The sequence below is a fragment of the Nocardioides sp. CPCC 205120 genome (genome assembly GCF_048654585.1).
Classification (GTDB): Bacteria; Actinomycetota; Actinomycetes; order Propionibacteriales; family Nocardioidaceae; genus Nocardioides.
In genome coordinates this window covers 386,824-406,130 of the sequence record NZ_JBMCYY010000001.1, presented here as the reverse complement: position 1 = coordinate 406,130, position 19,307 = coordinate 386,824, and the positions used below count along the sequence as shown (strand labels likewise).

General features: G+C 75.2%; 17 protein-coding genes. 11 read left to right on the top strand and 6 right to left on the bottom strand.

The genetic code is table 11. The features are described from left to right. Positions 1–64: 64 nt before the first annotated feature. The 5 genes from ACOACO_RS01960 (at position 65) to ACOACO_RS01940 (ending at position 4,463) form a co-directional block, all read left to right on the top strand. Entirely contained in the window at positions 65–1,072 is a 1,008-nt protein-coding gene (locus tag ACOACO_RS01960; protein ID WP_420294576.1) for a zinc-binding metallopeptidase family protein, read from the top strand. A 10-nt stretch (positions 1,073–1,082) separates the two neighbouring features. Then, a complete protein-coding gene (locus ACOACO_RS01955) occupies positions 1,083–1,964 on the top strand; it encodes a hypothetical protein (RefSeq protein WP_420294575.1) in 882 nt (293 codons plus the stop codon). A 46-nt stretch (positions 1,965–2,010) separates the two neighbouring features. After that, positions 2,011–2,337 (top strand): hypothetical protein, encoded by a 327-nt coding sequence (locus ACOACO_RS01950; RefSeq protein WP_277498095.1) that lies wholly within the window; start codon positions 2,011–2,013, stop codon positions 2,335–2,337. 91 nt (positions 2,338–2,428) lie between these two features. After that, a complete protein-coding gene (locus tag ACOACO_RS01945) occupies positions 2,429–3,439 on the top strand; it encodes a glutathione S-transferase family protein (protein WP_420294574.1) in 1,011 nt (336 codons plus the stop codon). Positions 3,440–3,530: 91 nt separating this feature from the next. After that, positions 3,531–4,463, top strand: coding sequence for a cation diffusion facilitator family transporter (locus ACOACO_RS01940; protein WP_420294573.1), 933 nt, complete (start codon positions 3,531–3,533; stop codon positions 4,461–4,463). Between the two features lie 26 nt (positions 4,464–4,489). Here ACOACO_RS01940 and ACOACO_RS01935 read toward each other — a convergent pair whose 3' ends face one another. Both ACOACO_RS01935 and ACOACO_RS01930 read right to left on the bottom strand, forming a co-directional pair. Further along, positions 4,490–4,708, bottom strand: a complete 219-nt coding sequence (locus tag ACOACO_RS01935; protein ID WP_420294572.1) for a hypothetical protein — start codon at positions 4,706–4,708, stop codon at positions 4,490–4,492. A 52-nt stretch (positions 4,709–4,760) separates the two neighbouring features. Then, a complete protein-coding gene (locus tag ACOACO_RS01930) occupies positions 4,761–4,973 on the bottom strand; it encodes a DUF2945 domain-containing protein (RefSeq protein ID WP_420294571.1) in 213 nt (70 codons plus the stop codon). 220 nt (positions 4,974–5,193) lie between these two features. Here ACOACO_RS01930 and pdhA point away from each other — a divergent pair, with 220 nt between their 5' ends. The 4 genes from pdhA to ACOACO_RS01910 all read left to right on the top strand — a co-directional run bounded on the left by pdhA (position 5,194) and on the right by ACOACO_RS01910 (position 12,451). Continuing rightward, positions 5,194–6,354: a pyruvate dehydrogenase (acetyl-transferring) E1 component subunit alpha gene (pdhA, locus tag ACOACO_RS01925; RefSeq protein WP_420294570.1), complete on the top strand. Its 1,161-nt coding sequence runs from the start codon at positions 5,194–5,196 to the stop codon at positions 6,352–6,354. Beyond that, a complete protein-coding gene (locus ACOACO_RS01920) occupies positions 6,351–7,328 on the top strand; it encodes an alpha-ketoacid dehydrogenase subunit beta (RefSeq protein ID WP_420294569.1) in 978 nt (325 codons plus the stop codon). The genes pdhA and ACOACO_RS01920 overlap by 4 nt, the downstream gene beginning before the upstream one ends. Before the next feature lie 11 nt (positions 7,329–7,339). Further along, on the top strand, positions 7,340–8,722 hold the full coding sequence (locus ACOACO_RS01915; RefSeq protein WP_420294568.1) for a dihydrolipoamide acetyltransferase family protein: 1,383 nt from the start codon (positions 7,340–7,342) through the stop codon (positions 8,720–8,722). Positions 8,723–8,929: 207 nt separating this feature from the next. Then, positions 8,930–12,451 (top strand): hypothetical protein, encoded by a 3,522-nt coding sequence (locus ACOACO_RS01910; protein ID WP_420294567.1) that lies wholly within the window; start codon positions 8,930–8,932, stop codon positions 12,449–12,451. A 142-nt stretch (positions 12,452–12,593) separates the two neighbouring features. Here ACOACO_RS01910 and ACOACO_RS01905 read toward each other — a convergent pair whose 3' ends face one another. Together ACOACO_RS01905 and ACOACO_RS01900 are read right to left on the bottom strand one after the other, a co-directional pair. Then, positions 12,594–12,986: a VOC family protein gene (locus ACOACO_RS01905; protein WP_420294566.1), complete on the bottom strand. Its 393-nt coding sequence runs from the start codon at positions 12,984–12,986 to the stop codon at positions 12,594–12,596. A gap of 165 nt (positions 12,987–13,151) precedes the next feature. Next, positions 13,152–14,630 (bottom strand): carboxyl transferase domain-containing protein, encoded by a 1,479-nt coding sequence (locus tag ACOACO_RS01900; RefSeq protein WP_420294565.1) that lies wholly within the window; start codon positions 14,628–14,630, stop codon positions 13,152–13,154. A gap of 114 nt (positions 14,631–14,744) precedes the next feature. Here ACOACO_RS01900 and ACOACO_RS01895 point away from each other — a divergent pair, with 114 nt between their 5' ends. Next, complete coding sequence (locus ACOACO_RS01895; RefSeq protein WP_420294564.1) at positions 14,745–15,923, top strand: sensor histidine kinase; 1,179 nt, start codon at positions 14,745–14,747, stop codon at positions 15,921–15,923. A 27-nt stretch (positions 15,924–15,950) separates the two neighbouring features. Here the strand turns inward: ACOACO_RS01895 and ACOACO_RS01890 are convergent, their stop codons facing one another. Continuing rightward, a complete protein-coding gene (locus ACOACO_RS01890) occupies positions 15,951–16,793 on the bottom strand; it encodes a response regulator transcription factor (RefSeq protein ID WP_420294563.1) in 843 nt (280 codons plus the stop codon). Between the two features lie 119 nt (positions 16,794–16,912). Here ACOACO_RS01890 and ACOACO_RS01885 point away from each other — a divergent pair, with 119 nt between their 5' ends. Beyond that, entirely contained in the window at positions 16,913–18,457 is a 1,545-nt protein-coding gene (locus ACOACO_RS01885; RefSeq protein WP_420294562.1) for an AMP-binding protein, read from the top strand. An 83-nt stretch (positions 18,458–18,540) separates the two neighbouring features. On the opposite strand, the gene ACOACO_RS01880 is transcribed toward ACOACO_RS01885, so the two are convergent. Further along, positions 18,541–19,191, bottom strand: a complete 651-nt coding sequence (locus ACOACO_RS01880; RefSeq protein WP_420294561.1) for a vitamin K epoxide reductase family protein — start codon at positions 19,189–19,191, stop codon at positions 18,541–18,543. Positions 19,192–19,307 lie beyond the last annotated feature (116 nt).

Sequence of the window (19,307 nt, the reverse complement as noted above, 5' to 3'; positions counted from 1 at the left end):
CGGGGCCCCGCCGATCCGTCGGCGGGGCCCCGGCTGCTTCCCCGGCGTGCCACCATTGCCGCTCGTGAAGGCCTTCCGCTGCCGCGTGTGCGACAACGCGCTCTACTTCGAGAACTCCCGGTGCGTCTCCTGCGGCACGGCGCTGGCCTTCTCGCGCGCCGAGCGGGCGATGGTGCCGGTCGACGGCGACGGGCGCTACGTCGACGCCGGCGGCACCGCGTGGCACACCTGCGCGCTGCGCCGCACGGTCGGCTGCAACTGGCTGAGCGCGGAGGAGGGCGCGCCCTGCGGGGCCTGCGCGCTGACGCGCACCCGCCCGGCCGACGACGACGCCGAGGGCCTCGCCCAGCTGCCGACCGCGGAGGCCGCCAAGCGGCGCCTCGTGCACGAGCTCGACGTGCTGGGCTTCCCCGTCGTGGGGCGCGACGAGGACCCCGACGCCGGCCTGTGCTTCGACATGCTGAGCAGCGTCGAGGAGAACGTGGTCATCGGCCACGCCAGCGGCGTCATCACCATCGACCTGGCCGAGACCGACGACGCGCGCCGCGAGCGGGTGCGGGTCGAGCTGGGCGAGCCCTACCGCACGATGCTGGGCCACCTGCGCCACGAGGTGGGCCACTACGTGGAGTTCCGGCTGGTCACCGGCGACGCGCTGCTCACCCGCTGCCGGGAGCTGTTCGGGGACGACACCCGCGACTACCAGGCGGAGATCGACCGGCACTACTCCGAGGGACCGCCGGACGACTGGCAGCGGTGCTACATCTCGACGTACGCGACCATGCACCCGTTCGAGGACTTCGCGGAGACGTTCGCCCACTACCTGCACATCTCCGACACGGTCGACACGGCCGTGGAGCAGGGCCTGCTGACGGTGAACCCGTCGGTGTTCGGCTCCTTCCGCGACCTCGTGGTCGGGGTCTGGGTGCCGCTGAGCGTCGCGCTGAACGAGATCAACAAGTCCATGGGGAAGGACGACCTCTACCCGTTCGTCATCCCCGACCCCGTGCTCGACAAGCTCGACTTCGTCGCCGCCCTCGCCGAGGCCGGCGCCGGCAGCGACGCCGACGTCTGAGGAGGAACACGTGCGCGGACTGCGGACGACGCTCGGCACCCTGGTGGCCCTGGTGTTCGCCCTGGTGCTGCCCCTCGCCCTCGTGGCGTCGTGGGCGGACACCGAGGTGGACGACACCGACGCCTACGTCGACAACGTGAGCGAGGCGGCGCGCGACGAGGTCGTGCGCGCCCAGCTCGTCGACCGGCTGGGCACGGCGGTCACGGCCGCCGTCGAGGACCGCCTGGGCGGCCTCGAGCTGCCCGCCGCGGTCCAGGAGGTCGTGGACGCCACGGTCGAGGACGTGCTCGACAGCGAGGAGCTGGTGGCGGCGTGGGAGGACGCGAACCGCTCGGCGCACGAGCAGTTCCTGGCGATCATGGCCGACCGCGGCGACGGCTCGAGCTTCGAGGTCTCGCTCAGGCCGCTGCTCGACGCGGCGCTCGAGGAGCTGGGGGCGAGGGGCGTGCCGACCGGCGCCGTGCCCGAGGGGGCCATGACGTTCCGGGTGGCGTCGGCGGACCGGCTGTCCGACGTGCGCGACGGCTACAACAGCGTCGTCGGCGCGGGCACGCTCCTGCCGGTCCTCACCGTGGTGCTGCTCGTCGTCGCGCTCGCCCTGCCCGCCGGGCGGGCGCGCCTGGGTGTGGGGCTCGTGGCCGCGATCGGCGCCGCCGTCACCTCGGGGGCCCTGCTGGCGGTGGTGGGCGTGGGCGCCGACGTGGCGGAGCTGCAGGCCGACCCCGCCGACCGCGACCTCGCCGGGGCGGTGCTGGAGGTGCTGCTGGCGGGCCTGCGCACCCGCGCACTGGTCGCGCTGGTCGCCGCGGTCGTCGTGGCCGTGCTCCTCGTCGTCGTCCTCGCCGTGGTCCGCCGGCGGCGTCCCGCGGCGCCCCCGCGCGCGGCGTACTGAGGCCGCCGATGGCCGTCACGGGCCCGTGAGCGGCTAAGTTGCAAAGATGACGAAGAGAACCGTGCCCGTGCTCGCCGAGCGCGCGGAGTCCTACCTGGTGTCCCGTGCCCGCGAGACGACCGAGCCGGTCACCTCCGGCGAGCTGGCCCGCGCCCTCGTGCGCGAGGGCGAGCCGCAGGTCATGCAGCGCAGCGTCGGACCGGTCCTGCAGCACGTGGCGGCGTACGGCTCCGTGTCCTGGTCGCGCAACCTCGTGGCCTGGGTGGTCGACGAGAAGACCGGCGAGCCGAGCGAGCACGTCAGCGGTCTCGGCGACGCCGCCGAGGTCCGCGCCACCACCCACCGCCGCCTGTCGACGGGCGTCTGGGGCTGAGCTCCCGCGGCCGGTCGGGGGTGACCCCGGCCGGCCCCACCCGGTCCCTCCCGCCTGCCGCGACGGGTGCGGGCTGCCTACGCTGGGGGACATGAGCGAGGACAGCGGACCGGGGTACGTGATCAAGGGTGGCGGGTTCGACCGGGACATGAACTACATCCCGGACCGGATCACGGCGGTCGACCCGGCGACGGGCGAGCCCCGAAGCCCCCAGCACGGACCCGCCGACGTGCCGCTGTGGCCGGTCGAGCCGGGGCGCTACCGCCTCGTCGCCGCCAAGGCCTGCCCCTGGGCCACCCGCGCCATCATCGTGCGGCGCCTGCTCGGCCTGGAGGACGTCATCTCGCTGGGCACGCCGGGCCCCACGCACGACCAGCGCTCCTGGACGTTCGACCTCGACCCCGGCGGTCGCGACCCGGTGCTCGGCGTGGAGCGGCTCCAGGAGTCGTACTTCAAGCGCTACCCCGACTACCCCCGCGGCATCACGGTGCCGGCGATCGTCGACGTCGCCAGCGGCGAGGTCGTCACCAACGACTTCCCGTGGATCACGCACGACCTCTTCCACGAGTGGCGCGAGCACCACCGCGCGGACGCCCCCGACCTGTGGCCCGACGACCTCCGCGACGAGATGGACGTCGTGGACAGGCGGATCTTCACCGAGGTCAACAACGGGGTCTACCGCTGCGGCTTCGCGGGCTCGCAGGAGGCGTACGACGCGGCGTACGACCGGCTCTTCACCGCGCTCGACTGGCTCGAGGAGCGGCTGACCGACCGGCGCTTCCTCATGGGCGACCGGCTGACGGAGTCCGACGTGCGGCTGTTCACCACGCTCGTGCGCTTCGACCCCGTCTACCACGGCCACTTCAAGTGCAACCGGCAGAAGCTGACCGAGCTCCCGGCCCTCTGGGCGTACGCGCGGGACCTCTACCAGCTGCCCGGCTTCGGCGAGAGCACGGACTTCGACCAGATCAAGGCGCACTACTACGTGGTGCACAGCGACATCAACCCGACGCAGGTCGTCCCGAAGGGCCCGGACCTGTCCGGCTGGAGGAGCGCCCACGGCCGCGAGGCGCTGGGCCCCACGCCCGCCTTCGCCCGCTGAGGCGGGCCCGCCGCGGCGAATGAGAACCAGCCGCACGGTACCCCCTGGGGGTATGGTCGCGGCGGCATCCGCGGACGGGTCAGGAGGAGCGATGGGGCACGGGCACGGGCACGGCGGCGCGGGCGGTCACGGGGCCGGACGCGCGGCGGACCGCCGCCGGCTGCACGTCGTGCTCGGCGTCACCGGCTCGATCATGGTGCTGCAGGCCGTGGGCGGCCTGCTCACGGGCTCACTCGCGCTGGTCGCCGACTCGGCGCACATGGCGATGGACGCCGGGGGCGTGCTGCTGGCGCTGGGTGCGTCGTACGTCGCGGCGCGGCCCGCGGGGGAGCGCTCCACGTTCGGCTACCACCGGGCCGAGGTGGTCGCGGCGCTCGCGAACGCCGTGGTGCTGCTGGGCCTGTGCGCCGTGCTGCTGTGGTTCGGGGCGAGCCGGCTCGTGGACCCGGGCGAGGTCGACGCGGGGCCGATGATCCTCTTCGCGCTGAGCGGCCTCGTGGCCAACGCCGTGTCGCTGGCCGTGCTGAGCCGCTCCGACACCGGCTCGCTCAACCTGCGCGGGGCGCTGATGGAGGTCGTGGCCGACCTGCTGGGCTCGGTCTTCGCGATCACGGCCGGCCTCGTGATCCTGCTGACCGGCTGGCAGCGCGCCGACCCCGTGGCGTCGCTGCTCATCGCCGTGATGATCCTGCCGCGCGCCGTCAGCCTCGCCCGCGATGCGCTGCGGGTGCTGCTCGAGGTGGCGCCCGACGACCTCGACCTCGCCGCGGTCACCGCGCACATCCGGTCGATGGACGGCGTGCTCGACGTGCATGACCTGCACGCCTGGACGATCACGTCCGGCCTGCCGTCGCTGTCCGCCCACGTGACCGTGACCGACGCCGCGCTGGCGCAGCACGGCGTCGGCGGCATGCTCGACCGGGTCAGCCACTGCGTGGCCGAGCACTTCGAGGTGCGCCACGCGACGTTCCAGATCGAGCCGGAGACCCACCGGGCCCACGAGGACCTCGGCGAGGCGCACTGAGGCGCGCGGGCCTCAGGTGAGGGGCCTCAGCTGAGGGGCGGGCCGTCGACCGGGTAGCCGCTCTCCTGGCCGGCGATGGTGCCGCCCAGGCTGGCGCCGTCGCCCTGGTCGTCGTCGGCCTGGTGCGCCTCCACGTCCTGCTCGGCGGGGGCCTGCTCCTCCTGCACGCCGTCGGTGTCCGGCGGCCCGTCCTGCGCGGCGACGTCGGAGAGGTCGATGTCGGTGCGGTCGTCGTGTGCGCTCATGCCTCGAACGTAGCCACGCCGCGGCGCGCTCCCAAGGTCCCCGCCCGTCGGGTCAGTCCCGCTCGACCTCGCTGCGCAGCTTGAGCACGACGGTCCCGTCCTCCTGCTCGATGACGTAGGCCGGGTCGTCGTCGCTGCCGTTGCGCGTGACCTCGGAGCCCTTCGTCGTCCGCGTGACCTTGTCGTGGTGCACCTCGGTGACCGTGCCGCTCGCCTCGGAGCCGCCCCACTTCCACGTGACCGTCGTTCCCTCGCGGATCGCCATCCCGTCACGGTACGTCGGCGCGCCAGGCCCGCCGGGGACCCGCGGGACGCGCGCGCCCGGAGGGCTCGCCCGCCGGCGGACGGTCCGCTACCGTGGTCGCACCCAGTGACCTGGGTCACAACACCACACCGGCGACCCGCTCGGCGCCCACCCCGCGCCGTACCGGGACGTCACGACGAGCCCGACGGCGGTGACCCCGCGGTCGAGCGAGGAGCGGGCCATGACGATCCTGACCGGCGCGCCGACCGCACACGAGTCGGCCGACTGCGAACCGGACTACGTGCAGCTGCTGACGCCCGAGGGCGAGCGGCGCGAGCACCCGGACCACGACTTCGACGGCGACGACGACCTCGTCCGCACGATGCACCGCGACATGGTGCTCGTCCGCCGCGTCGACACGGAGGCGACGGCGCTGCAGCGCCACGGCGAGCTGGGCATCTGGGCCCAGCTGCTCGGCCAGGAGGCGGCCCAGGTCGGCGCCGCCCACGCCACCCGTCCGCAGGACTTCTTCTTCCCCACCTACCGCGAGCACGGCGTCGCGTGGGTGCGGGGCGTCGACCCCGCCCACCTGCTCGGCCTGTTCCGCGGCGTCGACCACGGCGGGTGGGACCCGGCGGAGCACAACTTCGGGCTCTACACGATCGTCATCGGCGCGCAGACCCTCCACGCGGTCGGCTACGCCATGGGTCTGAGCGCCGACGGCTGCGTCGGCACCGGCGACCCGACCCGCGACGCGTGCACCGTCGCCCACTTCGGCGACGGCGCCTCCAGCCAGGGCGACGTGCTCGAGTCGTTCGTCTTCGCGGCGACCTACGACGCCCCCGTCGTCTTCTTCTGCCAGAACAACCAGTGGGCCATCTCGGCCCCCATCGAGCGCCAGTCGCGCACGCCGCTGCACTGGCGGGCGCCGGCCTTCGGCTTCCCCGGGGTCCGGGTCGACGGCAACGACGTGCTCGCGACGTACGCCGTCATGCGCTCCGCGACCGACCGGGCCCGCTCCGGCGAGGGGCCGATGCTCGTCGAGGCCTACACCTACCGGATGGGCGCCCACACCACGACGGACGACCCGACCCGCTACCGCTCGGGCGCCGACGTCGACGCCTGGCGCCGCAAGGACCCGATCTCCCGCGTGGAGGCCTACCTCCGCCGCGCCGACGCGATCGACGACGCCTACCTCGCCGCGCTCGAGCAGGAGGCGGCCGACCTCGGCGCCGACCTGCGCCGGCGCTGCCGCGAGCTGCCCGACCCGGCCCCGCTCGCGCTCTTCGACCACGTGTACGCCGACACGCCCCCCGAGCTGCTGGAGCAGCGCGACGCCTACGCGGCGTACCTCGAGCAGTTCGAGCCGGCCGCCCCGGCCACGGCGGAGGTGGCCCGATGAGCCGCGTGACGCTGGCCAAGGCGCTCAACGCCGGGCTGCGGACGGCGATGGAGGCCGACGACAAGGTCGTGCTCATGGGCGAGGACGTCGGCCGGCTCGGCGGCGTCTTCCGCGTGACCGACGGCCTGCAGAAGGACTTCGGGGAGCGGCGCGTGCACGACTCGCCGCTCGCGGAGTCGGGCATCGTCGGCACGGCGATCGGCATGGCGATGCGCGGCTACCGGCCCGTCGTCGAGATCCAGTTCGACGGGTTCGTCTACCCGGCCTACGACCAGATCGTCTGCCAGCTCGCGAAGATGTCCTACCGCTCCCAGGGGCGGGTGCGGCTGCCCGTCGTCATCCGCATCCCGTTCGGCGGCGGCATCGGCGCGGTCGAGCACCACAGCGAGAGCCCGGAGGCGCAGTTCGCGCACACGCCGGGCCTCAAGGTGGTCGCCTGCTCGAACCCGGTCGACGCCTACTGGATGATCCAGCAGGCGATCGCCTGCGACGACCCGGTCATCTTCCTGGAGCCGAAGCGGCAGTACCACGGCGACAAGGCCGAGCTCGACACCTCCGCGGAGCCGCCGCCGTTCCTCGCCTCGCGCGTCGTGCGCCCCGGCACCGACGCCACGCTCGTCACCTACGGCCCGATGGTGCGCACCTGCCTCGCCGCGGCCGAGGCCGCCGTCCCGGAGGGCCGCTCGCTCGAGGTCATCGACCTGCGCACGCTCTCCCCGCTCGACCTCGGCCCCGTCGTGGAGTCCGCCCGGCGCACCGGCCACGTCGTCGTCGCCCACGAGGCGCACACCAACCTCGGCATGGGCGCCGAGGTGGCCGCGCGCGTCACCGAGCAGTGCTTCTACTCCCTCGAGGCGCCGGTGCTGCGCGTCGGCGGCTTCGACGTGCCCTACCCCGCCGCCCGCAACGAGCACCACTTCCTGCCCGACCTCGACCGCGTGCTCGACGCCGTCGACCGGTCCCTGGCCTTCTGAGGAGCGCCCCCGTGCCCGAGTTCAAGCTGCCCGACGTCGGCGAGGGCCTCACCGAGGCCGAGATCGTCGCCTGGCACGTGAAGGTCGGCGACGTCGTCGAGGTCAACGACCCGATCGTCGACATCGAGACGGCCAAGTCCGTCGTCGAGCTGCCGTCCCCGTACGCCGGGGAGGTCACCGCCCTGCTCGTCGAGGTCGGCGAGACCGTCGCGGTCGGCACGCCGATCATCGCCGTCGGCGAGCCCGCCGCCGCCCCGGCGACCGCGCCGGCGCCCCCGCCCGCACCGGCGCCCGAGCCCGTCTCCGAGCCCGTTCCCGCACCCCCGGCGGGTGAGGAGCCTTGCGAGCCGATCGACACCAACGTGCCGCCCGCGGGCAACGCGACCCTGGTCGGCTACGGCCCCCGCGAGACCGGTACGGCGCGTCGCCCCCGCCGCGCGCCCGCCGCGGCGAGCGCGACGGGAGCCGGTGCGGTCGGGGTGCTGGCCAAGCCGCCGGTGCGGCGGCTGGCCACCGACCTCGGCGTCGACCTCGCGACGCTGGCGCCGACGGGGCCGAAGGGCGACGTCACCCGGGAGGACGTGCAACGGGCTGCCGAGCCCGCCCCCGCCCCGACCCCCGCTGCGCAGCAGGCGCCCGCGGCGGTGCGGTCCGCCGTACCGGACGCGGCGGGGGAGACGCGGGAGCCGGTCAAGGGCGTGCGGAAGGCGATGGCCGAGGCGATGGTGGCGTCGGCGTTCTCGGCGCCGCACGTGACGATCTGGACGACGGTGGACGTGAGCGCGTCGACGGCGTACCTCGAGCGGCTGCGCTCGCGGCGCGACCTCGCCGACCTGCCGCTCTCCCCGCTGCTGCTGGTGGCGCGGGCCGTGACGCTGGCGGTGCGCCGCACCCCGCTGCTCAACTCGTGGTTCGACGCCGACGCGGCGGGCGGGGCGGGCGAGGTGGTGCTGCGCGAGCGGGTCAACCTCGGCATCGCCGCCGCGACGCCGCGCGGGCTCGTCGTGCCGAACGTGAAGGCCGCCGACGCCCTGTCCCTGCCCGCGCTGGCCCGCGCCATCGGCGACCTCGTGGCGACGGCGCGCGAGGGGCGCACGGCGCCGGCCGACCAGGCCGGGGGCACCTTCACGATCACCAACGTCGGGGTGCTCGGCATCGAGGGCGGGACGCCGATCATCAACCCGGGGGAGTCGGGGATCCTCTGCGTCGGCGCCGTCCAGCGACGCCCGTGGGTCGTGACCGACGCGGCCGGCGTCGAGACGTTGGCGCCACGCGACGTGGTGACGCTGACGCTGAGCTTCGACCACCGCCACGTCGACGGCGCGACGGGGGCGGCGTTCCTCACCGACGTCGCGAGCGTGCTGGAGGACCCGGCGAACGCGCTGCTGCTCTGACCCCGCGCCCGGGCCGGACACCGCTCGTCGGCCCGGGCGCGACACCTCCCCGACACACCGGGCGCCCGGGTCGCGCATGCGGGTGCCCGCCCGCCCCACGATTGAAACGATTTAGAAACAGGCCCTCCGTAGCGTCCGAGCGCCGGCACGACCCTCCCCCCGGGGCGTGCCTCCGGCACCCGTCCCCGCGGCCACGAGAGGTCTGTCTTGTCCTTGCTGCCTGCCTTCACCCGCCCCGGAGCGCCCCGCGCCCGGAGCGCCACCCGGAACGCCGTCCGAGCGCTCAGCGGCGCCGCGCTCGTCGCGGCGACCCTGTCCGCGGGCGTCGCGTCCGCCGCCCCGACCACCGCACCCTCCGGCGACGACTGGGAGGTGGAGGTCGTCCCCGGCGGTTACGAGGTGACCGTCGACCTCGACGCGCCGCTGCCGATCGTGTCCGACGCGCCGACCGTCGTGGTCGACGGCCAGTCGCTCGGTGTGGCCACCGAGTCCGCCGACGGCCTCAGCCTCGCGGTCGTCACCGCCGACCCCTCGGTGCTGCGCGCCCGCACCGTCGAGGCCGGCTGGGCCAGCACGGCGCCGACCGGCGCCGCGGGCCTCGCCGCCGAGGCACCCGCCGAGGCCCCCGAGGCGTCCGCGCTCGCGGAGCTCGCCGACGACCCGGCGGCGCTGGGCGACCTCGCCTGGGACGAGGCGGTCTACTCGTTCGGCGACCAGTCCGTCGACCTCGCCGCCATCGGCGGCATCCGGGGCGAGATGGAGGGCAAGCTCTACCTCCCCGAGGGTGACGAGGCCCGGCCCACCGTCGTGCTGCTGCACGGCCGCCACAGCTACTGCTACGGCACCGGTGCGGCCAACCCGAACCGCTGGCCCTGCTCGCCGACGCAGCTGTCGATCCCCAGCTACCTCGGGTACGACGGCACCGCGCGCGCCCTGGCCAGCCACGGGTACGCCGTGGTGTCGGTCTCGGCGAACGCCATCAACGCCAACGACAACCAGCTCGCGGCCGACCAGGGCGCGGTCGCGCGCGGCCAGCTCGTGCTCGACACCCTCGACCTGCTCGCCGACGCCTCGGCCGGCGAGCCCGTCGTCCTCCACGACGACGCGACGGGCACGGACGTGACCCTCGACGCCGCGCTCGACGCGGGCACGGCCGCCGTGGCCGCGCGGTCGGAGGGCTTCGTCGGCGGCTACGACGCGCCGGACGACCTCTCCGCGAGCGACCTCGTCGGACGCTTCGACCTCACCAACGTCGGTCTCATGGGCCACTCCCGCGGCGGCGAGGGCATCACGTCGGCCGCCACGCTCAACGGCGCCCGCGAGGAGCCCTTCGGCTTCACCTCGGTGCTGCCGCTCGCGCCGGTCGACTTCGGCCGGATGACCGTGCCCGGCCTCGCGATGAACGTGGTGCTGCCCTACTGCGACGGCGACGTCAGCAACCAGCAGGGCCAGCACATGCTCGACGACAGCCGCTACGCCTTCGGCGACGACGCGCTGCGCTCCGGCACCTGGGTGATGGGCGCGAACCACAACTTCTACAACACGGTCTGGACGCCGGGCGTCTACCGCTACAGCGTCAGCGACGACTGGAGCGGCACGAACCCCACCAGCGCCCGCGCCACCGAGCCGGTCTGCGGCACCGCCCCGAGCACCGCCGCGACGTCGATCCGCATGACGCCGCAGGAGCAGTACGACCAGGGCACGTCGTACATGACCGCCTGGTTCCGCCTCACCCTCGGCGGCGAGGAGCAGTTCCTGCCGATGTTCGACGGCACGGGTGCCGTCCCGGCCGCGCTCGGCGACGAGGACGTCCGCACCCAGGCCACCGCGCCCGCCTCGGCCCGCTCGACGGTCGCGACGTTCGAGCAGACCAGCTCGCTGATCCGCACCACGGCGGGCGCCACGGCGACCGTCTGCGCCTCGCTCGGCGGCCGCACGGTCGGCCAGACCCTGCCGGCCTGCGCCACCACCGCGCAGTCCGCCCAGGTGCCGCACTGGACGCCCGCGTCCAACGCGACCAACGTGCCGACCACGCCGCTGACGCGGCTGAGCTGGACCGCCGAGGGGGCCGCGCTGCGCGTCGCCGTGCCGGCCGCGCGTCGCGACGCCAGCACGTACGAGCGCCTGTCGCTGAAGCTGGCGGCGGACGAGACCGTCGTCGGCGGCACCGACGCCACCCTCACCGTCGTCGACGGCACGGGTGCGCGCTGGTCGGCGCTGGTCTCGGAGCTCAACCCGGCGGCGCTGCGGCGCCTGCCGTCGTCCGACACCGCGACGAGCCGCAGCACGCTCGGCAAGATCGTGCTGCAGCAGCTCGCCGTGCCCCTGCCCGACCTCGCGGCGGCGGGTCTCGACCTGACCGACCTCCGCGAGATCAGCGTGGCCGGCGCCCCCGGTGAGGACGGTGCCGTCGTCGGCGGCGCCTACCTCTCCGACCTGGCGTTCGAGTCGTCCGCCGTGGGTGACCTCGGGGTCGTCGACCTCCCGGTCGCCGAGGTGTTCGCCCCCGCCACCGAGGAGGGTGACGCCCCCGGCACGACGGACCTCGCCGTCCACCTCGACCGGCCCGCCACCACGCCGGTCACCGGCTGGGTGTCCCTGCTCGGCTCGGGCACCGCCCGCGCCGGCGCCGCCATGGAGCGCGTCGACTTCGCCCCGGGCCAGACCTGCCGGGTCGTCACCGCCACGCTCAACGGCGACACGGCCGCGAGCACGACCGCGTCGACGTCGCTCAAGGCGTCGGTGGTCAACACCAGCGGCGCCGTCATGGGCACGGACTCGATCGTCTTCGCCACGATCCGCGAGGACGACGGCACCGTCGCCGCCACCCCGACCGGCACCGCGGTCGCCGAGCTGCCGCCCGTCGGCACCAGCGGCGACCCGTGCGCCGAGCTGGCCACCCTCACCGGCGGCACGCTCGACGCGGCCTCCTCCGTCACCCCCGGTACGGCGCTCGCCGTCACCGCGGGCGGCTTCCGCGGCGGCGAGTCCGTCACGGTGACCGCGCCCGGCGTCGAGCCGGTGCAGGTGGTCGCGGACGGCGACGGCGTCGCCACGGCGACCCTCGCCGTACCGGCCGAGGCCACCCGCGGCGCCCTGGCGCTCACCGCCACCGGCGCCGGCACGGGCCGGGTCGTCGAGGGCGTGACCCTCGTGCGCGACACGACCACCCTGACCGCGCCGGCGACGGCGACGGGCTCGTACGGCTCGCCGACGACCGTCGTCGTCGAGGTCGGCACGGGCGAGGGTGCGCCGGGCGCGACCGGCACCGTCGAGGCCCTGTGGGGCACCGGCGCGGTCGCGACCGCCACGGTCGTCGACGGCCGGGCGACGCTGCGCCTGCCGGCGTCGTGGCGCCCGGGCACCTACCGGGTGGGCCTGCGCTACCTCGGTGACGACACGACGACGGCCGCCACCGGCGGCGTGGTGGTCACCGTCGGGAAGGCCCGCTCCACGCTGCTGGTCTCCGCGTGGCCGCAGCCGATCCCGACGGGCCGCACCGGCACGCTCGGCATCCAGGTGGGCAACTCGAGCGGGGCACCCTACAACGGCACCGCCCAGGTGGTCTACGGCAACGTGCGCCTCGTGGCGAACGTCCGCAACGGCCTCGCCCGGGTGACGCTGCCCGCGATGCCGACCGGCTGGTACCGCCTGCGCGTGTGGACGGACGCGAACCACCCGACCATCACGGCCGCCGGCGCGTCGTTCTCGGTGCCCGTGCGCCGCTGACCGACCGCAGCACCAGCAGCACCGCAGCACCCGCACCACCGCAGCACCGACGGGAGGGCCGTCGCCGGGAGACCGGCGGCGGCCCTCCTCGGCGTCGGTGGGTCGGGGGCTCGGGAGCCCGGAGGTGGGGTCGGGAGATGGGTCAGGAGGTGGCGGCCCGCTCCGCCTCGCCGCGCAGCACGCAGAACTCGTTGCCCTCGGGGTCGGCGAGCACGGCCCAGCCGGTGCCGTCCTCGGCGCGCAGGTCGTCGACGAGCGTGGCGCCCATGGCGAGGAGCCGCTCGACCTCGGCGTCGCGCCGGTCGTCCTCGCCGCTGGGGGCCAGGCAGAGGTGGAGGCGGTTCTTGACCGTCTTGGGCTCGGGGACGCGCAGGAACACCAGGTCGCGCCCGTCCGGCAGCGTCATGCCGGTCTCCTCGTCGTCCCCGTCGGCGTCGTCGTCGAACACCGGCAGCTCCAGCACGCGGCCCCACCAGGCCGCCAGGGTGCGAGGGTCGGCGCAGTCGACGCAGATGTTCACGATGTGCAGGCTCATCGGAGCACCGTGCCAGACGTGACCCTGCGAGGGAAGCATGTGCTCTGCGGCCCAGGCATCGGCCGCAGAGCACATGTTTCCCCGCCTAGGCGGGGAAACCCCGGGTCGCGAGGAAACCCCGGGTCGCGAGGAAACCCCGGGTCGCGAGGAAACCCCGGCGTCCCCTCAGAACAGGTAGCGCCGCGAGCGCTGCGCGACGGACCCGGCGCCGGCGACGAGCAGGCGGGACAGCTCGTGCTCGAGCACGGAGCCGACGCGGGCGCAGAACGCCTCGGGCTCCTCCGCGGCGTCGGGCTGCTCGGGCACGACGACGTCGACGACCCCGCGGGCCGCCAGGTCGAGCGCCCGCACCTGCTGGGCCCGGGCCATCTCGGCGGCGTGGTCGAGGTCGCGGTGCACGATCGCGCTCGCGCCCTCGGGCGGCAGCGGCGAGAGCCAGGCGTGCTGCGCCGCGACGACGCGGTCGGCGGGCAGCAGCGCGAGCGCGCCGCCGCCGTTGCCCTCGCCGAGCATCAGGCACAGCGTCGGGGCGTCGAGCGTCACGAGGTCGGCGAGGCAGCGGGCGATCTCGCCGGCCAGCCCGCCGTTCTCGGCGTCCGCCGACAGCGCGGCGCCCTGGGTGTCGATGACGCTGACGAGCGGCAGCTTGAGGTCGGAGGCCAGCCGCATGCCGCGCCGGGCCTCGCGCAGTGCCTCCGGACCCATCGGGTGCTCCCGGGTCTGGCCGCGCCGGTCCTGGCCGAGGAACACGCAGGGGGCGTCGCCGAAGCGGGCCAGCGCGATGATGAGGCCCGGGTCCGCCTCGCCCTCGCCCGTGCCGTTGAGCAGCACGACGTCGCTGGCGGCGTACCTCAGCAGGCGGCGCACGCCCGGGCGCTCCGGGTCGCGGGAGCGGGTGACGGCGTCCCACGTCTCGACGTCGGGCACGGGGTCCAGCACCGGCGCGGGCACGGTGCCCACGCCCTGGCGCCGGGCGAGCAGGATCGTGAGGGTGCGGTCGACGATGTCGGCCAGCTCGTCGGGGGCCAGGACGGCGTCGATGATGCCGCGGGCGTAGAGGTTCTCCGACGTCTGCACGCCCTCGGGGAACGGCTGGCCGTAGAGCGCCTCGTAGACGCGGGGGCCGAGGAAGCCGACGAGGGCGCCGGGCTCCGCGACCGTCACGTGGCCGAGCGAGCCCCACGACGCCATGACGCCGCCGGTGGTGGGGTGGCGCAGGTAGACGAGGTAGGGCAGCCCCGCCTTCTTGTGGGTGGCGACGGCCGCGGAGATCCGCACCATCTGCACGAACGCCGGCGTGCCCTCCTGCATGCGGGTGCCGCCCGAGACGGGGGCGGCGAGCAGGGGGAGGCCCTCGGCGGTCGCCCGCTCGACGGCGGCGACGACGCGGTCCGCCGCCGCCCGGCCGATGGAGCCGGCCAGGAACCGGAACTCGCCGAGCAGCACCGCGACGCGGCGACCGTGGATGAGCGCCTCGCCGGTCACGACCGACTCGTCGGTGCCGGCCTTCTCGGCGGCGCGGGCGAGCTCCGCGCCGTACTCCTCGGAGATGTCGCCCCGCACGGGCGGGGTGTCCCAGGAGCGCCAGCTGCCCGCGTCGAGCACGAGGTCGATCAGGTCGTGGGAGGTCAGTCGCTCGGTCACGGGGTGGACGCTAGCCCGGCCCCACGACCCGTGCGAGGGGCGGCCGGCCGCCGGACGACAGCGGTAGCCTGGCGGCGGCCGCACGCGGGTGCGGCACGGCGACGGGACCCCTGCATGCCACGACCCGGGAACGCGCCGGGCCCCCAGGCGCCCGGCGCCACGAGCGCGCTGCTGGGGACCCTCCACCCCGACCTCTTCCGGGCGACCCTCGACGCGGTGCCCGACGCGGTGGTCGTCGTCGACGGGCACGGGGTGATCGTCGCCGCGAACACGCAGGTGGAGGGGGTGTTCGGCTACCGGCCCGACGAGCTGGAGCAGCAGCTCGTCGAGGTGCTGGTGCCCGCCCGGTTGCGCCCCCGCCACCCGCAGCGCCGCTCGGGCTACCCGCGGCGCCCCATGGGCCTGCTGCAGCTCGCCGCGGTGCGCCGCGACGGCACCGAGTTTCCCGCCGAGATCTCGCTGGCGCCCATCGAGCTGGGCGACGGCACCCGGTGGACGGCCGCCACCGTGCGCGACGTCTCCGAGCGCATCCGGCTCGAGGCCGAGGCCGAGCGCCTGCGCGACGAGATGCTGGCGACCGTCACCCACGAGCTGCGCACGCCGCTGACGGTGATCATCGGCTACGTCGACATGCTCCTCGAGCTCGACGAGACCCTGCGGCCCGAGGCCCGCCGCGCGATGCTCCACAAGGTCGCCCGCAGCGCCGACCGCGAGCTCACGCTCGTCAACGACCTCCTCACCCTCGCGACCGGCACCCTGCACTCCGTGCCCCTCGAGCTCGACGACGTGGACGTCGACGCCCTCGTGCGGACGACCGTCGCGGAGCGCCGGGCCGAGGCGTCGGGCCGGGCCGTCACGCTCGTCGCGCGGCCCTCGGGCGCGGACGCCGGCGGGGATCCCGGCGGGGACGCCGGTACGGCGGGAGCCGCCGCCGGCCCGCCGGTCGTGCGCGCCGACCCGCAGCGGCTGCGCCAGGTGCTCGACAACCTGCTGGGCAACGCCTTGAAGTTCACCCCGGCCGGCGGGCGCATCGTGCTCGGCGTCGAGCTGCTGGGGGACAGCGTGGTGCTGACCGTCGCCGACACCGGGCCGGGCATCCCGGTCGAGGAGCGCGAGCGGATCTTCGAGCGGCTCTACCGGGTGCCCACCGCGATCGCCGACGCCGTCCCCGGCACCGGCCTGGGGCTGGCCATCGTGAAGGCCATCGTCGAGGCCCACCACGGCACCGTGGCCGTCACCAGCGAGATCGGCGTCGGCAGCACCTTCAGCGTGCAGCTCCCCGGCCTGCGCTGAGCGGGCCGCGGGCGGCCACCTCGGGGCTCAGGGCAGCAGGCCGTGCCGGCGGGCCAGCACGGCGGCCTCGAGCCGGCTCGACGCCCCGAGCTTGGCCATCACGGCCTTCACGTAGCCCTTCACCGTGTGCAGCGTCAGGCCCAGCTCGGCCGCGATGCGTGCGTTGCCGTGCCCGAGGGCGACGAGGCCCAGCACGTCGGTCTCCCGCGGGGTGAGGGCGACGGCGGGCAGGGCCGCGTCGGCCGCGTCGGGCGCCCGGTCGGCGAGCGTGTCGGCCGTGCGCAGCAGCGCGTCGCGCAGCCGCGGGTCGTCGAGCTGCCCGGCGATCAGCCGCAGGTCCGCGTACGCCGCACGCACCCGCTCGCGCAGCGGGTCGGGCTCGGTCCCCTCCCGCAGGGCCGGCCGGGTCGCGGCCCGGGCGGCCACGAGCTCCTGCTCGAGGGCCCGGGCCTCCGCGGTCAGCACGTCGAGGGCCCGCCCGGCGAGGTCGCCCGGGGCGTGGAGCGCGCCGTACAGCACCGCGACGGGGCGCCGGTCCACCACGACGGGGACGGCGGCCATGGCCCGCAGGCCCTCCGCGGCGATGATCGCGTCGTACCGGTGGGAGATGGAGCGCGAGGACAGGTAGTCGCTGAAGGCGTGCGCGCGACCGAGCGTGATGACGCGGCCGCCGAGCCCGTGCCCGGGCTGCAGGCGCGTGCCCGCGAGGGCGCCGACGGTGCGGCCGTCGAAGGTGTCGAGGGTGACCCGCCCGTCCTCGACGCGGCCGGCGAAGGCGAGCGAGACGGCCGCGCCGCGCCGTACCCGGGCCAGCGCCTGGCGCGTCGCCCCGCGCACGTCCCCGTCGGCACCCGTGCCCCGCTCCGCCATGTCGCTCCCGCCCGCTCCTCGTCGCCGACGCCCGGCCCCCCTCCTCGGAGGGTGGTCGCCGGGAGGCGGGCGGCGCACGATGTGACGCCGACCACCCGTGCCGATCATAGGAGGAGACCGTGACCGACGCCGCCGACGTCACCCGCAGGATCGAGGGCTGGCTCGCCGAGTACGCCGCACCCGACGCCTGCGCGGCCGAGCTGCTCTGCGACCGCCACGACCCCGACGCGGTCGCGTTCACGCTCGTCGACGCCGACCTCGGGGTGCGGTCGCTGACCTACGGCGAGCTGCGCGACCTCTCCTCCCGGCTGGCCGCGGGCCTCGCGGAGCGCGGCGTCGGCCGCGGGGACGCGGTGGGCGTGCTGATGGGCAAGCGGCTGGAGTACGTCGTGACCGTCGTCGCGCTGTGGCGGCTCGGCGCCGTGCTGGTGCCGCTGTTCACGGCGTTCGCCAGCGGCGCGATCCAGGTGCGGGTGAGCGGGAGCGGGGCGAAGCTGGTCGTGACCGAGTCGTCGCAGCGCGCCAAGCTCGACGCGGTCGAGGGCGTCGAGGTGCTCGAGACCGGTCCGGAGTACGACGCGCTGCTGACCCGGGCGCCCCTGGCCGAGCCCGCGGCGGTCGGCGGCGACGGCCTGCTGGCGATGCTCTTCACGAGCGGCACGACGGGCAAGCCGAAGGGCGTGCCGATCCCGGTGCGGGCGCTGGCGGCGTTCAGCTCCTACCTGGTGCACGGGCTCGACGTGCAGCCCGACGACGTGTTCTGGAACGCCGCCGACCCGGGGTGGGCCTACGGCCTCTACTACGGCGTGCTCGGCCCGCTGGCGCAGGGACGCACCAACGTGCTCGTCGACGCCGGCTTCTCCCCCGACCTGACGCGGCGCGTGATCGAGCGCCTGGGCGTGACGAGCTTCGCCGGCGCGCCGACGATGTACCGCGCCATGTCGAAGGACCCCTCCTTCACCGGCTTCACGCTGCGGCGCGCGTCGTCGGCCGGCGAGCCGCTGACGCCCGACGTCGTCGCGTGGGGGGAGCGGGCGCTCGGCGTCGAGGTCCGCGACCACTACGGCCAGACCGAGCACGGCATGTGCATCGTCAACTGCTGGGCCGACGGCGTGCGCGAGCCGGTGCGGCCCGGGTCGATGGGCCCGGCGCTGCCCGGGTTCGCCGCCGGGATGGTCGAGGGCCAGATCGCGCTCGACGTCGAGGGCTCGCCGCTGATGTTCTTCCGCGGCTACCACGACGCCCCGGAGAAGTCGGCGGAGCGGTTCACCCGCGACGGTCGCTGGTACCTCACCGGCGACACCGGCCGCGTCGACGAGGACGGGCACTTCTACTTCTCGGCCCGCGACGACGACGTCATCCTGGCCGCCGGCTACCGCATCGGCCCGTTCGACGTGGAGAGCGTGCTCGTCACGCACCCCGCCGTCGTCGACGTCGCCGTGGTGGGCAAGCCCGACGAGGTGCGCGGCGAGGTCGTCGCGGCGTACGTCGTGCTCGCCCCGGGCACGGAGCCCACCGACGAGCTGGCGCACGACCTGCAGCAGCTGGTGCGCAACGAGTACTCGGCCCACGCCTACCCCCGCGTCGTGCACTTCGTCGAGGAGCTGCCGAAGACCCCGAGCGGGAAGGTGCAGCGCTACCTGCTGCGCCGGCGCGAGGACTGAGCGCGAGGCCGCGTGGTTTCGAGGGCCGCCGGCGCGGCCACCTCGACCACCGATGATGGCGGGCCGGTCCGACCGGGCCCTGCTCAGAGCAGCGTCGACCAGTAGTCCCAGAACCGCTCGAGGACCATCACCACGACGACGAGGTAGACCACGACGACCCCCAGCAGCGACCACCTCCGCGCCGCGCGCACGACGCCCGAGCGGGCGAGGCCGGCGCCGAGCACCCCGGCCTCGGCGTTGCGCACGGTCACGTGCCACGCCAGCGGCACCACGACGGCCCACACGACCATGCAGTAGGGGCACAGGGCGTTGATGGAGTAGAGGCTCTGGGCGATCAGCCACGCCACGAACGCCGCGCCCAGCGCCACGCCGACCTGCAGCCCGGCCCAGAACCAGCGGGCGTACGACGCGCCGGCGAGGATCCCCGCCCCGACCGCGACGACGACCGGGAAGGCGGCGACGCCGATGACGGGGTTGGGGAAGCCGAAGACCCGCGCCTGCTCGGTCACCATCACCGAGCCGCAGCTGAGCACGGGGTTGAGGCTGCACGAGGGCACGTACGACGGGTCGATCAGCAGCTGGATCCGCTCCAGCAGCAGCGTCACGGCGGCCACGAACCCGACGACCCCGGTGACGACCAGCAGCCACCCCAGGCGCCGGTCGCGGTCGCGGGCCTCGAGCCCCTCCAGCTCGGCCCGCTCGGCGGGCGTGAGGTCGACGTCGAGCGCGGTCACGCGAGGAATGTAGACCCGTTTCCTGAGCCCCCGGTGAGCGCGCCGCACCCCCGCCGCCCCGGGGCCGGGCTCGGCCCAGCCGGTTCAGCGAGGCCCGCTCAGCCCAGCCCGCTCAG

Bases quoted from the DNA above. Each gene is read 5' to 3' on its own strand.
- ACOACO_RS01950 (WP_277498095.1), top strand. From the start codon at position 2,011: ATGACGAAGAGAACCGTGCCCGTGCTCGCCGAGCGCGCGGAGTCCTAC.
- ACOACO_RS01945 (WP_420294574.1), top strand. From the start codon at position 2,429: ATGAGCGAGGACAGCGGACCGGGGTACGTGATCAAGGGTGGCGGGTTC.
- ACOACO_RS01940 (WP_420294573.1), top strand. From the start codon at position 3,531: ATGGGGCACGGGCACGGGCACGGCGGCGCGGGCGGTCACGGGGCCGGA.
- ACOACO_RS01935 (WP_420294572.1), bottom strand. From the start codon at position 4,708: ATGAGCGCACACGACGACCGCACCGACATCGACCTCTCCGACGTCGCC.
- ACOACO_RS01930 (WP_420294571.1), bottom strand. From the start codon at position 4,973: ATGGCGATCCGCGAGGGAACGACGGTCACGTGGAAGTGGGGCGGCTCC.
- pdhA (WP_420294570.1), top strand. From the start codon at position 5,194: ATGACGATCCTGACCGGCGCGCCGACCGCACACGAGTCGGCCGACTGC.
- ACOACO_RS01920 (WP_420294569.1), top strand. From the start codon at position 6,351: ATGAGCCGCGTGACGCTGGCCAAGGCGCTCAACGCCGGGCTGCGGACG.
- ACOACO_RS01905 (WP_420294566.1), bottom strand. From the start codon at position 12,986: ATGAGCCTGCACATCGTGAACATCTGCGTCGACTGCGCCGACCCTCGC.
- ACOACO_RS01895 (WP_420294564.1), top strand. From the start codon at position 14,745: ATGCCACGACCCGGGAACGCGCCGGGCCCCCAGGCGCCCGGCGCCACG.
- ACOACO_RS01890 (WP_420294563.1), bottom strand. From the start codon at position 16,793: ATGGCGGAGCGGGGCACGGGTGCCGACGGGGACGTGCGCGGGGCGACG.